The organism is Nocardia sp. NPDC004151 (assembly GCF_042874235.1).
Lineage (GTDB): Bacteria > Actinomycetota > Actinomycetes > Mycobacteriales > Mycobacteriaceae > Nocardia.
In genome coordinates this window covers 120,980-135,691 of the sequence record NZ_JBIAMR010000004.1, presented here as the reverse complement: position 1 = coordinate 135,691, position 14,712 = coordinate 120,980, and the positions used below count along the sequence as shown (strand labels likewise).

Here is a 14,712-nt window from a genome sequence, read left to right as displayed (position 1 = left end):
TGTCCCGCACCACCGAGTCCGGGTGGCGGAATGGCAGACGCGCTAGCTTGAGGTGCTAGTGCCCGTATTAGGGCGTGGGGGTTCAAGTCCCCCTCCGGACACAGGGATTCGGACAGGGGTTGCCGTGGAGAAGTTCTGTCCACGGCAACCCCTGTTCCGTGTTTAGCGGTCAGTCTCGGAGTTCTTCTCTGACGCAACATGAGCTGATTAAGCGGTCCAGATCCCGACTGTCTGCGACCGCTCACGCGAGTCGAACATCCACCTAACCCGGCGAAGTCCTTGCAGTACAACAGCGTTGCGCGTGGTCAGAGCTGACTGGTGATCTCGTCCAGCGCGACTCGCGCTTTGCCAAGGAATTCTCGCTGTGCAGCGAGGACGGCTTGGTCAGCCATTTCGACTTCATCAGCTCTTGCGACCGGTTCGGACTTACGAGTGGTTGTCGCCTGTAGGAGATCTGGCGATGCCCCTCCGCCACCGCAGGTGTTCGATCTGAAGTTCCCGTATTTGGTTGTCGCGCTGGATAACATCCTGACGATTCTGCTGCCGCTCGACTGCGGCGTGTCGACGAGTCTCCGTCCTGGCTCCGATGTGTATGCCGTCAAAGGGGCACCCAATACCGTTCCCAAGACGCCAACTCCAGTAACCAGAACGCTGATCACTGCGCCCCCACTCGCGCCGAGCCACAAGCCTGATCACCAGCATGCCCCCCTGGTGTGCCGTAGTACCGGGAGTCCGGTGGCCTGTTCCCGTCAACGCACGTGGCGACCCGGTTCGGGATGGTCGGCCTGTCCAGCAGTCCCGTACAGGCCGCTCGCATCACCAATTCGCCGCAGTCGCAGGGCAATAGCCTCGACAGGTGCGGGTGCGTGCGCGGTATCGGCTGCGGCGCCACAGAAATGATGGTTCGGCAGACGGGTGGTCGCGGAAGCGCGAACCTCAACATGGCTCCGTCCGGATCTCCCGATCACTTCATTGTGGGGGTGGGTAGGGTTCCAAAATGGCCAAGTATGGCGCGCCAAGGTGGGCCGGTGGTAGGTCGGATCCGTGTCGAATAGTGACCTCCACTTGGTTCTGTTGGAGGTGAGTGAACAGTGTATTCCGAAGATCGCCAGCGTCGAGCAGCGCTTGCCTGATCTCATTGAGCACTGTTTCTTCGCCGTTTCGCTCGGCGAGCTCTCGATGGACAGCAAGTGCCAGCCCGTAATGCTTTGCGGCTATGGCATAGGCCCCGGTTTTCGTGTGTGCCGTGCCGAGGTTTGTGAGGACGATCGCTTCACCGCTGCGGTCGCCGAGCTCGTGGTAGATGGCCAATGCCTGCTGATGCAGATTGATAGCCCCAGCGTAGTCGCCGGTTCTTGTGTACACGCCGCCGAGGTTTGTCAGGACGATGGCTTCTCCACGGCGGTCGCCCAGCTCACGATCAATCTCTAAGGCTTGCTGGTGCAAGTCTGTGGCCCCGGCGTAGTCGCCCGCGTGCCAGCAGCGTACGAATCCGAGGTTTGTCAGGGCGTGAGCTTCACCGCGGCGGTCGCCGAGTTCTCGGAAAATCGTCAGGGCTTGCAGGTGTAGATCTGCGACCTCGGGGCAATCACCGCTGGTCCACCGTGCGGCACCCAGGCTGGCGATGGCACCGGCCACGCCACGCCGATCGCCGAGTTCTCGGAAGATGACTAATGCCTGCTGGTGTAGGTCGGCGGCCTGGGCATGGTCCCCGCTACTCCAGCGAAGGATTCCGAGGTAGGTGAGCGCGCCGGCCTCACCGCGGCGGTCGCCGAGCTCCCGGTAAATGGCCAACGCCTGTTGATAGAGTTCGGCAGCCCTCGCACGACCTCCGATTCGGCGGTGCACAATGCCAAGGTTGTCGAGGAGCTTGGCTTCACCGTTTCGGTCGCCGAGCTCCCGGTAGATGGTCAGCGCCTGCTGCATCAGGTCGGTAGCTTTCACATAGTCCCCGGTCCTGCGATGCACAATGCCAAGGTTGGCAAGAGCTTCGGCCTCACCGGGCTGGTCGGCGATATCTCGGGCCGTGAAAACAGCACGCGAATGCAGGTCTACGGCCAGCGGCCACGGCCCGTCGCGATCCAATAACCGCGCCAGTGATCTGGTCAGCGCTATCACTCTCATGGGCTCCCGCGCGGCGACGTGCTCTAGGCAGGCCAGCAAGTTCGCACGCTCAGTGCGCATCCAAGTCACTGCCTGGGCTGAGTTCGCGAAATCTCGACCCGCATCACGGAGAACCTCGAGCGGCGGGGCGATGGACTTTGCTGTAGGTCCAATCCTGCGAGCCAGGTGTTCCTCCGCCGCCGCGGCGGTGCGCTGGTAGTAGTCCAGAAGGCGTTGTACGGCTTGCTGAGTGTCGTCCACCGGCTCGGCGGATGTCAAGGCGCCTGCGTATTCGAGCAGCAGGTCGTGTAGCCGATACCGACCTGGTGTCGTCTCCTCGATCAGATGATCGGTGTAGAGCGCCTCCAGTTCCTGCCGCGCAACGTCCACCGGGAGATCGTCAAGGGCCGCTGCGGCATAAGCATCAATGTCCAGGCCCGGATTCAGACTTAACCGCCTGAACAAGCGCTGTCTATCGGGCGACAAGTTCTGATACGACATCTTGAACGCGACGTAGACAGCCCGCTCTCCCGTATCGAGTTCCCCTAGACGATTCTGTGTGGTCGCAAACTCTGATGCGATCGCCCCGATCGTCCAAGCTGGGTGATGGGCTAGGCGCCCGGCCAGCAGTACAATCGCCAGAGGCAAATACCCACAGCGCCATGCAATTTCATGCGCGGCTGCCAGCTCGCTGGCAGCCGCGGGGCGCCGCGCCAACTTGCAGAACAATCTTGCAGCGGCGTCAGATTCTAGTGGCGCCAAAGAAATTGGAATCGCACCGTCGAGCGCGATCAGGCGTCGGCGGCTGGTGATCAGTGTGAGGCATTCACGTCCGGTGGGTAGCAGAGGCTCAACCTGAGCAACATCCTTGGCATCATCCATGACCAATAAGAGTCGCTTGCCAACCGATCGATCACGCCACATATCGCGCCGATCTTCGAAGCTGTCTGGGATCCTGCTCGGATCCAATCCGAGATTGTTAAGTAGGCTGGCCAACACCGCGATCGGGCTCGCGGGCTTCTGTCCCGGGGTATGAGTGCTTAACTCAACGAAGAACCGCCCGTCTGGGAATCGGTGAGCTATCTGATGCGCGGCATGGGTGACAAGCGCCGTCTTACCGACACCCGGCATGCCATCAACCGTGTATACAGCCGGTGATCGTCCCAGCTCTACAGCTGAGAGGATTTGAAGCAGCACCTCCTTGCGGTCGACAAGCGTGGGAACATCCCGTGGCAAGGTATCGGTAATAACGGATTGCGGCGGTGAAGGTGCCTGCTGCAGGTAGATCGGTCCGTAGTTGTTCCCTGCGATGTTCGCCTGTCGTGAACTACCTTCCGCGCCTGGCTGAAACTGGGACACGACAGGTCAGAGGTTGATCTGTCCGAGGTTGTCACCACGGAAATTGACCTGTTTTGCATTATCGAACGCCTGAGCTACGAACCTGTCCGTCGCCGGGTCCTGCCGGGCGAGGGTCAATAGACGCTCGAGTTCGTGTCTGAAGACAGAGTCCACTCGCGCCGCCTCGCTGATTCGAGCCACAACAGTGGCCTGTGCATCCTCATTTGGACCGTTCGTCAAAGCAGCTACCGCGGTTTCAGTTTCATTGTCGCCCTTGAACTTCGCGGCAATTAGTTCCTTGAGGTTCTTGATCGAGGTCCAGGCACTCTCGCCCGCATCTGTAGCGAAGCGTTCACCGAACTTCGAAGCCAACAACGCGGCGGCAGCGATGCCTATGGTGACCGGTTCCACCATTGCGAGATCCTCCCACCCGGCTGCAGCAATGTGCACAAGCTATCCGCTTGTGCCCGACCGAGCTCGGTCGAGTGCTGTACCACCAAGTCTAGTGCTGAGCATCGGATCCCCGGCACATACGAAGCGAATTCGGCCGTTGAGGGTTGGAAGGCGACCACGCTGGTGATTTCGGTTGGGTTGGGTGGAGGATCGCGGCCCCGTGGGCGCTCAGCAGACCGTGGTCGTCGCGGTGCGAGGCGATGGTCCCGGGAGTGAGTCGTGGCAGGGTGGTAGCGATCGAGGCGGTGTCGTCGATCCGGGCGGCGATCGCGCAGGTCGCCGAAGGGCAACCGAACAGGCGGACCAGCGGCCGGGTCCCGCAAGTCCGGCGGACGGCGACCACACCGGCGAAACCCGAGGCGTCCACCGATATTGGGCGACATCGCGTCGAACAGCAGCGCGGCCGCTGTCACGGCGGCGAAGACCACCATGATCCCGATCAGCGTGTCGTACATGGTGAACGCCTGCCGCAGCCGCCGACGCTGTCACCGGATCGCTTGCCGGCCACGAGAAGTCAGCCGTTCGATGTTGTCACCCCGACCAAGACCGTGGTGGTCGGCGAGATGGTGTTTCGACCATATCCGGTCGGCGACGGCCGAATCCCGCATCGACCGGGCGCTACGCCTCGATCGGGGCGTACCAGTCGGCGTTCTCGAGCAGCACCCTCGTGCCCAGGTCGCGGTCCCATTCCGGCGCGATGCCGTGGCGCCGGAAGATCGGAAACACCACGTCGTCGAGCAGCCGGGTCACATCGGCCGTGTAGAGGTCTGCCTTCGCGTCATCGCTGAGCGCGTCGTAGGCGGCCTCGTCGAAGTCCTCGGGCGGGAACGCGCCGTAGCCGATGTACGTCGCGCCGTCCTCGACGAGACGGCCGGTGTCCTGCTGATGGAAGTAGACGTAGCCCTTCCAGTGCCGGCTGTCGTCGCGTTCGTCCCAGATCTCGCCGGACGCGCAGGTGCCGCAGCAGGAGAAGTCCGCTCGCGCGACCACGCCGTTGGCATTGAGCTCCTCGAACGCGGCGATCGTGCGAGAGGTGTACGCGCCGATCTCCGCCTGCTGGAGCAGCCGCGCGGCACGGAGCGCGGCGAAAGCCGCCTCGAGCTGCTCGTCGGTGAGGTCGTAGTCCTCGCCGTAGCTGTCCACGAAATCGTCGGCGTCGCCTCGGCCGGTGATCAGCTGATCCCAGATCTGCCGGGCCAGCTCTTCGCGATCGGCCGCATCGAGAGGCAGATCGGGCAGTGTGGCATAGGGCGGCAACGTGTTCGGGTTCGACAACGCGCTCACGGCGTAACCTCCAGACGACGAGCGAAACCGTGCGAATCACCCGCGCTGGCGATGCTAGCCTCCGTCGATCCGTCTCACCCATGGGCGTCGGACTGTCCGGTGTCGGCATCGCCTGCGAACTGCGCCCGCCCGGTGAAGCCGCTTGCATGGTCGAGGATTTCGACCAGCCCCTTCACTCCCGCACCGCCACGAAGGGCTGGACACAGCACCCTCCGCCTAGGTTATGGTTAGCCTAACCTAGCCTGAAGGAGATCTGCTCATGATTCGCAAGTTCGTCGTCGCCTCGATGCTGTCCGCCAGCTTGTTGGCGCCGGCCGTCGCCGTCGTCGCGACCGCCCCGGCCGCGGTGGCCACGCCGGCCACGCCGTCTACGGGTGAGCTGCAGGGCAAACTGCAGGCGGCGCTGAACGGGTCCGCCGCCGAGCTGGAGTCCGGCGATGCGAGCCAGATCGTCAACGTGGCTCAGGTGATTCAGCGGATTCCGGGGTACAGCTGGGACGTGTCGGGGCCGGTCTCGGTCGACGGCGACGTCCTGTCGGCCACGCTGAACAGCCGGCTGGGATCCTATGCCTTCCCGTTCTCGGTGACCTGGAAGAACGTCGGCGAAACCTGGAAGCTCTCGCGCGAGAGCCAGGACATGCTCGTCAGCTACGCGAACATGGCCTGGTGATAGCGCACAGCCTCTACTGAGGAAAGACGGGAACCGGTACGCGCGTAGCGGCGTTCGGGTTTCAGACCTGCCGAGACCATCGACCTGGTCGAGCGCGCCGAGCCCGGCCCGCCGCGCTCGAAGAAGCACCCGATTTGCTGGACATCGTCGGCGTTCGGGCAGTGCACGCCTCACGCACGAGCGCGCATGTGGTGCCGCCGCCCCGGCGGCGGCACCGGTGTAGCGCATGGCGGGCAACTCGATCGTGGGTTCGCCGACCGCGCGATGCACTCGCGCGAGAAATTCGTCCAACTTCTCCGCGAGTGATGCCGACGTCGCGGCCACGAGGAAAGCCGCTGCGGCGCAGCGGCTTTCTCGGCCGGGGGCGGGCGGTCAGGCGGGTGGGGTGGTGGTGTTGCGGGCGCAGCGAAACCGGTTGGCTTGCAATGGAACTCGCGATCGAGAACGGAGCGGCCTCGTCGCTTTCGGGCGCCTGATCCCGGACGCCGGGAAATTAGGCAAGCGTACGATCGAAGCCGATGTCGGCGCAGGATTTGTCCAGCCGGTAAGAAATCGCTGACCTGGGGTACCAGAATTCGGTAGTCGACGCCTCCGTTTACCGAAATTCGAGTACAGCACTACTCGATACCTGGCGATTGTCCGGCGCGACACTCGATGGGTGTTTACAGGATCAGCGGCGAAGAACATCGTCATCTGTCTCGACGGGACCGGCAATCAACTCCGGGCCACCGGCAGCACCAATGTCGTCCGCCTTTTCGAGATGCTCGATCTGATCGATTCCACCGAACAGATCGCGTTCTACGATCCGGGGGTCGGCACCTTCAGCGCCCGGGGCGCGTGGTCGCCGCCGGCGCGCTGGGTGTCGCGCATGCTCGGGCTGGCGGTGGGCAGCGGTCTGCGCTCCAATCTCGCGGAGGCCTATACCTATCTGATCGAACATTGGCGGCCGGGCGACCGGGTGTTCGTCTTCGGTTTCAGCCGCGGCGCCTACACCGCGCGGGCCCTGGCGGGGCTGCTGCACGAGCCCGGGCTGCTGCGGCCGGGCAGCGAGAATCTCGTCCAATATGTCGTCAGCGCCTACACCCGCAAGACGACGGATTGGCCGGAACTGCGCCGCTATGCCCGCGCGTTCTGTTCGAAGACCCCGGAGGGTGAATTCTCGATTCCCATCGAGTATCTGGGGGTCTGGGACACGGTGAAGGCGGCCGGGTTGTTCCGCTGGAATCTGAAATGGCCGTTCACCCGTCAGATCCCGAATGTCGAACGCGTCCGGCACGCCGTTTCCATCGACGAGAAGCGACGCCCGTACGAGCAATACCTGGTCGTCCCGAAGGGCGAGCGGCCCGTACTCACCGAGGCGTGGTTCGCCGGTGTCCATTCCGATGTCGGCGGCACCTTCGAGGACGATCCGCGCCTGGCCGAAGTCGCACTGAAATGGATAGTCGACGGCGCGATCGAGGCCGGACTGAACGTGAAGCCCAGGGCCTACCGCGATGTCTGCGCCCTGACCGAGAACCACGCGAGCGGCCGGGTGCACCGGATGGGCTGGATCTGGGCGCTGCTCACCTACCGGCACCGCCGCATCCCCGCGGATGCCCTGCTGCACGCGAGCGTGCGGACCCGGTGCCAGACGGATACGAACTACGGCAAGCGAATCCCGCGAGCGGTCCGGTGGGAGGACGAGCAATGGACCAAACCACACCTGTAGTCGCCTACAGCATGGGCGGCATCTGCCCGCCCGCCCGCCGCCGGCTGCGGACCTTCGCCTTCGACCCCATGTCGACGCGCCTGACCGGACGCTTCCTCACCCTCGACATCCCGTTCGAGAAGTTCAAGGGTCCCGGCCCGGACGGCGGACTCGTGCAGGTCGTCGACTACGACGCCAGCCGCGAGAAGTGGTACGCCCCGATCGACCTCGACGACCCGTATCTGCTGGCGCAGGACGGAATTCGCCCGACCGAGAGCGATCCCCGCGCCCACCAGCAGGTCGTCTACGCCGTCGCGATGAGCGTCCTGGAACGCTTCGAACGTTTTATGGGCCGCCGTTTCCGCTGGCATCGTGAGCAGGTTCTGCGCCTGGTTCCGCACGCCTTCGAGGGCCAGAACGCCTACTTCGATCCGAAGCGCCGCGCGGTCCTGTTCGGCTACTACCGGGCCGACGCCGAGAATCCGGGCGCGAATCTGCCCAGCCAGATCATCTTCACCTGCCTGTCGAGCGATATCGTCGCCCACGAGGTGACCCATGCGATCGTGCACCGAATCCGCCGCCTCTACAGCGAATCCACGCACCGGGACGTCTTCGCCTGGCACGAGGCCGTCGCCGATCTGATGGCGCTGTTCCAGCATTTCACCCACCGCGACGTCGTGGTCGACGCGATCACGAAGACCTCAGGCGAGCTGGGAAAGAGCGGCGGACTCCTGGACCTGGCACGCGAATTCGGCGAATCCACCGGCCGCGGCGCGGCTCTGCGCTCGGCGATCCGCAGCCCGGACCGCACCCCGAATCAGTTTCTGGCCGCGCAGGAGCCGCACGAACTGGGCGCGTGCTTCGTGGCCGCGGTCTTCGACGCGTACCTCGACTCCTATCAGAGCGCCATCGCGGACCTGATGCGTATCGCGACCGGCGGCACCGGCGTGCTGCCCCCCGGCCACCTGCACCCGGATCTGGTGTCCCGCATCGCCGACGAGGCGGTCAAGACCGCGGACCGCTTGCTCGGAATGGTGGTGCGCGCCTTCGACTATCTGCCGGTGGTGGATGTCCGCTTCGGTGATGTGGTGCGCGCGATCGTCACCGCCGACCGCGGCCTCTACCCCGAGGACCGCCGGCATCTGCGCGCCACCCTGGTGGAGGCGCTGCGCCGGCGCGGCATCTGGCCGACCAGCGTCACCTCCTTGACCGATGAGGCGCTGGTCTGGCATCAGCCCGATACCGGCCTGAACCTGAGCCGGGGCAAGCACGCGGTCGACCTGTCCAAGGTGATCCTGTCGGCCTCGCGGGATCTCGATCCGGTCGGCGCCGCAGGCGATTTGCGCACACCGCCGGTCCCCGACGGCAATGGCAGTCCCCGCGCCCTGGAGCTCCCGACGACGAGTACGGTCTTCCGGGAGGTCGCCATCGGCATCACCGCCTGGGCCCGCGTCAACGCCCTGCAAATCGGGCTCGATCCGAAGCTGCCGATCAGCTGCGACGGCATCCACGTGTCCTACCGGCAGGCGGGCGATCGGCTGCCGCGCCCGGAACTGGCCATCCAGCTGCTGCAGCGGCGCACCGACCTCGAGGACCCGAAGCAGTACAAGCCCCCGGCGATCCGCGCGGGCACCGCCCTGGTCGTCCGGGCGGACGGCAGCGTCGAATACATCATCGCGAAGCCACTGCCCCTGAGCGATCCGGCGGTGGCGACCGACGACAGCGCCAGACAGTTCCATGAAGCCGGTAAGCAGCGGCTCGCCGAAATGACCCAATGGTTCGAGGACCTGGAGGCCGCGGACCCGTTGAGCGCCTTCACGGCCGAGCACGCGATCCACCGTCTCGGCTTCGCCACGATCCATTCCGACACCGGGGAGTAGGTGCGAGATGGCCACCCGGACAACGATTTCGGTCCGCATGTACAACGTGGGCTTCGGCGACGCGTTCACGGTGACCGTCCGCCGCGGCGAGGACACCTGGCGGATGCTGGTCGACTGCGGTGTCCACAGTCAGGGCCGGGCCCGCCCGATCCGCGAGTCGGTGCGCGCCATCATCGCCGATCTCACCGAGTCCGCGCCCGATCACCGTCCGCACCTCGATGTCGTGGTCGCCACCCACCACCACGCCGACCACATCACCGGATTCGCCTGCGAGGAATGGGAACAGGTGCTGGTGGACGAGGTGTGGGTGCCGTTCGTCGAGGACCCCGACGACGCGGACGCGCGCCGCATCCGCGGCGGTCAGGCCGAGGCCGCGAACGGCCTGCTGGCGCTGAGCGAGCGGCGGGTCGCCGAACTCGACGGCCGCCTGCCCGCCGGTGTCGCACAGGCCCGGATGTTCGCGCTCAACGCGCAGGGCAATGCCGCCGCGACCGATCGTCTGCTGGGCCGCAATCAGCGCGGGTTCGCCGCCCCGCACCGGGTTCGGTTCCTGCCCAGCCGGGCCGAGGCCGAGAACCGGATCGCCGTGGACCGCGTCGGCGTGGTCGCCCACATTCTCGGGCCCTCCCGCGACATCAAGTTCCTCAAACGCATGGATCCGCCCGCCCAGCAGTCGTGGCCGCTGGTCCGGGCGGGCGCCGGCGCCGACTCCGCCGCGCCGCTCACGCCGCTGTTCCACGCGCGGTACATCACCTCCGGTCAGCTGCCGGGCCGGCTTCCGGAGGCGAAAACGGATCTGGCGCTGGAGAATCTGGTGCACGATGACGACCGATTGCTGCGCGCCGCGGCGATTCTGGAGAACGCCGTGAACAACACCAGTGTCTTCTTCGTCCTCGATGTGTCCGGAACGCGGCTGCTGTTCCCCGGGGACGCGCAGCAGGGTGCGTGGGAGTACGTGTTCTCCGACGCCCGCAATATCGACCTGCTGACCGACCTGGCGCTGTACAAGGTCGGCCATCACGGATCGCACAATGCCACTCCTCGCCGATTCGTCGAAAAGGACTGGCAGACATCGGGATACGCGATGGTTCCATTCGGGCCGGTGCAGCGATGGGTGAAGACCATACCCAAGAAGTCGCTGGTCGAGTCGCTCGAACAGCACCATCACACGGTGGTCCGAGCGGACCAGCCGCCCGCAGCCGTACCCGGTCACCTGGCCGTGCACGGCGACCTCTGGACCGAGGTCACCCTCACCGCAACGAATCACCATCAGGAGTGAAAGACATGTCCACCGGAGACGCCATCATCGTGTGCACGCCGCGCAGCCTGCCCGGCGACACCCTGTTCGCGGCCGCCAAGACGGCCGTGGAGATCAATCCCGCGAACCGCCCGTACCTGCGTCCGGTCACCGGATTGGTCGCCCCGGGCACGGTGAACAAGGAGTTCATCTCCGCCCTCACCACCAAATACTGGCGCAGCGGCGGCGTCCACCTGGCCGTCCGGTTCCTCGATACCGACGACTCCGACCTCAAGAAGCGCATCGTCAGCCACATGAACGCGTGGTCGCCGGGCGCGAACATCAAGTTCTCCGAAAGCCGCGGCAAGGACGCGGAAGTGCGGATCGCCCGCACTCCCGGCGACGGCTACTGGTCGTATCTGGGCACCGACATCCTGCACATCGCCGCCGACCAGCCGACCATGAACCTGGACTCCTTCTCCATGGACACCCCCGAGAGCGAGTACAAGCGGGTCGTGCGCCACGAAACCGGCCACACCCTGGGCTTCCCGCACGAGCACATGCGCCGCGAAGTCGTCGAGAACATCGACCCCAAGAAGGCGATCCGGTACTTCCAGGAGACCGACGGCTGGAGCCCGGACACCACCCGCGCCCAGGTGCTGACCCCGCTCGAGGACGTCAGCCTCATCGCCACGCCGGCCGACACCGTGTCGATCATGTGCTACCAGCTGCCGGGCTCGATCATGCGCGACGGCAAGCCCGTCCCCGGCGGGCTGGACATCGACGCCCAGGACCGCAAGTTCGCTCAGACGCTCTACCCGGCGGCCCTGGTGGGCACACCCCACCCGGCCGCGAAGGCCACCGCGCACGCCCGGTGACCGCTTCGATACGAGGGGACGGCCGAAGCCGTTGCATCGCAACGGCTTCGGCCGATCGAAGTTGGTGAGTATCGGCGCGTCACGCGCCCGTGCGCTCGATCAGCGTCCGCAGTGCGGCGATATCGCGGTCGAGATTGCGCTGCAGCATGCGGGCCAGCAGCGCGCCGAACGGTCGCTGCACGCCGTGCGGAGTGACCCGCAGTTCCACGCGAATCCGGGATCGATCGGTGCCGATCGGGGTCACGGTGCGGGCGCCCTCGGCATCGGCTCCCGAGGTGGTGCGCCAGGTCATCCGGGTGCCGGGGTCGACCGTGCGGACTTCGCCGCCATTGCGCCAGGTGCGTCCGGCGAATCGGAGTTCCTCGGCGGTGCGGGTACCGGGTGAGACGAGGCCGGGCGGGTGCGCGGCCATGGCGACGACGCCGGTGCGCCAGGCGGTGTCGTTGGCGTAGTCGGCCAGGATCGCCCAGACTTTCGAGGCAGGGCAATCGACGGTGGTCTCGGTGGACAAGTCGAAGGTGGTCACCGGTTCACCGTCGCCGAATGGTGTTTCAAATCCGCTACAACGGCTTGCCGGCGGCGTCGTGGACGAGATCGATCATGTCCGTCCAGCTCATCCGCTTCCCCGCCTGTTCGGCGGCCGCCGCGTCCGCATCGGGCAGCAGCCGATTCATCCGCTCGATCAACGCCGGATGCGCGAACTGCGCGTAGCGGCGCGGGTCGGCTCCGACACGCTCGGAGTGGTGTAGCGCGGCCGCCCGCAGCTGAAGTGCCGTCCGGGGTTCGGAGGCGAGCATGAGCGCGTGCGCCGCCGCGTAGATCGCGCCGAGGGCGTCGGAGATGTTCGACTGTTCGGCGAACACGCCCAAGGCCCGGTCGAGCGCGGTCAGTGCCTCGGCGGCGGCGTTCCTGTCGTCACCCGGGGAGAGCACCGACCAGGCGACCACCACATCGGCCATGCCCTGGCACCAGAGGTGACCGCAGTCGGCGCTGAGCTCCCGCGCACTGCGCAGCCATCGGAGGGCCTCGATCCCGTCGCCCTCCAGCAGCAAGGTGATGCCGTGACCGAACTGCGCGCAGCCGCGGATCCAATCCCGGCCGTACCGCGAGCGCGCGCCGCACCACGGCGGCGGGGTCGCCGCTGTGGTGGATGAGCCCGAGCGCGGACGCGACCGCCATCGCGACCGCGTCGCCGCGGCGGACATCACCCAGCCGCACAACCCAGCGGTCGACCGTATCCTCCTGCGTCGCACAGTATTCGACCGCCAGCCTGGTCTTGCCGACCCCGGCGGGCCCTACGAGACCGACCATTCGCTGCTCCGTCAGCAGCTCGGTCAGCAGCCGTAGTTCCCGGTCGCGACCGACAAAGGAGGTGAGCAGCCTCGAAACGGGCTGCGGCACAGCGCGAACCGCGCCGTCGGCCGGTGGCCGAGGACGGGCCGTGGTCAGCAGCCCGGGATCGTGTTCGAGCATCCGCTGCTCGAGCAGGCGCAGCGCGGGTCCGGGCTCGACGCCGAGCTCCTCGACCAGCAGCTCCCGCACCCGCCGCAGCTCGGCCAGCGCCTGCGCCTGCCGCCCGCCGCGATACAGCCCCAGTGCCAGCAGCTCCCAGCGCCGCTCCCGGAACGGGGCCTGCGCCACCGCCTCGCTCAATGCCGCGACCGCCGCTGCGGTCTGCCCGCAGGCCAGTCGCGCCGCCTGCAACTCTTCGACCGCGACATCGCGCAGCTCGGCCAGCCGCGTCCGTTCGGCGGGCAACGCGGGCGCGTGATCCAGCTCCGGCCACGGTTCCCCGCGCCACAGCGCCAGCCCATCCGCCAGGAGCCGCTCCGCGCGCGCCGCCTCCCCGGCCGCCAGCGCCCGAATTCCTTCGGTGACCGATGCCGCGAAGCGCCCACTGTCGGACCACTCCGGCGGCACCTCCAGCCGATATCCGGATACGCCGCGCTGCAAGAGGTCCCGGGCTGCGGGGCCGAACGCCGACCGCAGCCGCGAAGCCACCACCCGCAGCGTGCCGCCTACCTGCTGCGGCCGATCGGCGCCCCAGATCAGCTCACCGAGCGCCTCGTCGGAAACCGCGGAGCCGAGCGTGGTCGACAGGGCCGCGAGGAACCGCCGGGGAACGGGCCCGCCGATGTCGACGAGCCGACCGTCCACCTCGACCTCGATCGGGCCGAGCACCCGGAGGAACAGCACCCGGAAAGCCTAGTCGCGCCCCGGGGGCGTGGTCACGGGGTCGGGAACGGCCGGCATGCGATCAAGGTCGTGTAGTCGATGCCGGACTCCCGGTGCTGGTGGATCTGCTCGTATTCGGGTGCCGTCACCATGTTCAGAAATGCTTGGCGACTGGGGTATTCGACGAGGGCGACGTAGTCCCAGTCCTCGTCGCCGATCAGCGTCTGCTGGGGTTCGCCGTGCCAGAGCAGGCGGCCCCGCTGCTTCTCGACCATGGCCAGCACGGCTGCCCCGTAGCTCGCGTATTCGGCGCGATCCCGGAATTTGATGAGATTGAGCATCGCGATCGGCCCCTCGCCGGCGGTTTCGGCGAAGCGGGTGAACTGATCGGCGTCGGGCACGATGGCCATGGGGATGTTCCTTTTCGGCGGCTCAGGTGAGCATGCGGGTCAGGACCGCGGTCACGGCCGCGCGGGCGGCGTCGACCGGTAGGGCTTGATGGCGGCGCAGGACGTCCCAGGTCTCCCAGGAACACATCGCGAAGACGGCTTCGCGGGAGGCCGGTTCCAGCGCGTCGAGTTCGGGCAGATTGGTGCGCAGGTGGGCACGTAGCGCCACGCGGCTCTCGTTCAAACGTTCGGAGAGGACCACGGATTCGTGTTCGCGCAGCAGCGCGGCTCGGCGGGTGCTGGTGACGTTCTCGAACAGGTCGGAGCGCAGGGCCACGAGGGTGTCCATGCGTTGGTTCAGGTCGCCGGTCACCGGTTCCAGGAGTGCGATCCAATGCCGGGCGATCTGGGTCTGCGCCGCGTCGAGATACAGCGTCTCCAGGTCCTGGAAGTGGTGGTACACCGACCGCGTGGCGACGCCCGCCCGCTCGGCGACCGCCTGCGCGGTCGGTTGCAGATTGCCCTCGTCGATGAGCGCCAGGGCGGCCTCCAGGACCGCCTGGCGGTTCTTCGCCGCTCGTGCGGTACGTCCGTCCATCACGGTCAACCCTACACAGG

General features: G+C 66.4%; 13 protein-coding genes and 1 tRNA gene. 6 read left to right on the top strand and 8 right to left on the bottom strand.

The window, feature by feature from the left end; all coding sequences use genetic code 11:
- Positions 1 to 16: 16 nt before the first annotated feature.
- Positions 17 to 101: transfer RNA gene (locus ACFYTS_RS11410), tRNA-Leu, on the top strand.
- An 868-nt stretch (positions 102 to 969) separates the two neighbouring features.
- Here the strand turns inward: ACFYTS_RS11410 and ACFYTS_RS11405 are convergent.
- From ACFYTS_RS11405 to ACFYTS_RS11395, 3 genes are all read right to left on the bottom strand, one after another.
- Positions 970 to 3,462, bottom strand: a complete 2,493-nt coding sequence (locus ACFYTS_RS11405; protein WP_387303122.1) for an ATP-binding protein — start codon at positions 3,460 to 3,462, stop codon at positions 970 to 972.
- 6 nt (positions 3,463 to 3,468) lie between these two features.
- Positions 3,469 to 3,855 (bottom strand): hypothetical protein, encoded by a 387-nt coding sequence (locus ACFYTS_RS11400; protein ID WP_387303119.1) that lies wholly within the window; start codon positions 3,853 to 3,855, stop codon positions 3,469 to 3,471.
- A gap of 657 nt (positions 3,856 to 4,512) precedes the next feature.
- The gene (locus ACFYTS_RS11395) at positions 4,513 to 5,178 is read right to left on the bottom strand and encodes a DUF6891 domain-containing protein (RefSeq protein WP_357276346.1); all 666 of its coding nucleotides are present in this window, start codon (positions 5,176 to 5,178) and stop codon (positions 4,513 to 4,515) included.
- A gap of 259 nt (positions 5,179 to 5,437) precedes the next feature.
- Between ACFYTS_RS11395 and ACFYTS_RS11390 the strand changes: the two genes are divergently transcribed.
- The 5 genes from ACFYTS_RS11390 to ACFYTS_RS11370 all read left to right on the top strand — a co-directional run bounded on the left by ACFYTS_RS11390 (position 5,438) and on the right by ACFYTS_RS11370 (position 11,530).
- Positions 5,438 to 5,848, top strand: coding sequence for a hypothetical protein (locus ACFYTS_RS11390; RefSeq protein ID WP_357276349.1), 411 nt, complete (start codon positions 5,438 to 5,440; stop codon positions 5,846 to 5,848).
- A 658-nt stretch (positions 5,849 to 6,506) separates the two neighbouring features.
- Complete coding sequence (locus ACFYTS_RS11385; RefSeq protein ID WP_387303117.1) at positions 6,507 to 7,556, top strand: DUF2235 domain-containing protein; 1,050 nt, start codon at positions 6,507 to 6,509, stop codon at positions 7,554 to 7,556.
- Positions 7,535 to 9,415, top strand: a complete 1,881-nt coding sequence (locus tag ACFYTS_RS11380; RefSeq protein ID WP_387303115.1) for a hypothetical protein — start codon at positions 7,535 to 7,537, stop codon at positions 9,413 to 9,415. The genes ACFYTS_RS11385 and ACFYTS_RS11380 overlap by 22 nt, the downstream gene beginning before the upstream one ends.
- A gap of 7 nt (positions 9,416 to 9,422) precedes the next feature.
- Entirely contained in the window at positions 9,423 to 10,694 is a 1,272-nt protein-coding gene (locus ACFYTS_RS11375) for a hypothetical protein (protein WP_357276356.1), read from the top strand.
- A 5-nt stretch (positions 10,695 to 10,699) separates the two neighbouring features.
- Positions 10,700 to 11,530: a M12 family metallopeptidase gene (locus ACFYTS_RS11370; RefSeq protein WP_357276358.1), complete on the top strand. Its 831-nt coding sequence runs from the start codon at positions 10,700 to 10,702 to the stop codon at positions 11,528 to 11,530.
- Between the two features lie 79 nt (positions 11,531 to 11,609).
- On the opposite strand, the gene ACFYTS_RS11365 is transcribed toward ACFYTS_RS11370, so the two are convergent.
- The 5 genes from ACFYTS_RS11365 to ACFYTS_RS11345 are packed head-to-tail and all read right to left on the bottom strand — an operon-like array spanning position 11,610 to position 14,692.
- Positions 11,610 to 12,056 carry an SRPBCC family protein gene (locus ACFYTS_RS11365; protein ID WP_387303112.1) on the bottom strand — a complete coding sequence of 149 codons (447 nt, stop codon included), beginning with the start codon at positions 12,054 to 12,056 and terminating at the stop codon, positions 11,610 to 11,612.
- Positions 12,057 to 12,090: 34 nt separating this feature from the next.
- On the bottom strand, positions 12,091 to 12,489 hold the full coding sequence (locus tag ACFYTS_RS11360; protein WP_387303108.1) for a hypothetical protein: 399 nt from the start codon (positions 12,487 to 12,489) through the stop codon (positions 12,091 to 12,093).
- On the bottom strand, positions 12,446 to 13,726 hold the full coding sequence (locus ACFYTS_RS11355) for a BTAD domain-containing putative transcriptional regulator (RefSeq protein ID WP_387303105.1): 1,281 nt from the start codon (positions 13,724 to 13,726) through the stop codon (positions 12,446 to 12,448). Before ACFYTS_RS11355 ends, ACFYTS_RS11360 begins: the two co-directional genes overlap by 44 nt.
- A 32-nt stretch (positions 13,727 to 13,758) precedes the next feature.
- On the bottom strand, positions 13,759 to 14,115 hold the full coding sequence (locus ACFYTS_RS11350; RefSeq protein WP_387303102.1) for a DUF1330 domain-containing protein: 357 nt from the start codon (positions 14,113 to 14,115) through the stop codon (positions 13,759 to 13,761).
- Between the two features lie 22 nt (positions 14,116 to 14,137).
- Positions 14,138 to 14,692: a TetR family transcriptional regulator gene (locus ACFYTS_RS11345; protein ID WP_387303099.1), complete on the bottom strand. Its 555-nt coding sequence runs from the start codon at positions 14,690 to 14,692 to the stop codon at positions 14,138 to 14,140.
- Positions 14,693 to 14,712: the final 20 nt, after the last annotated feature.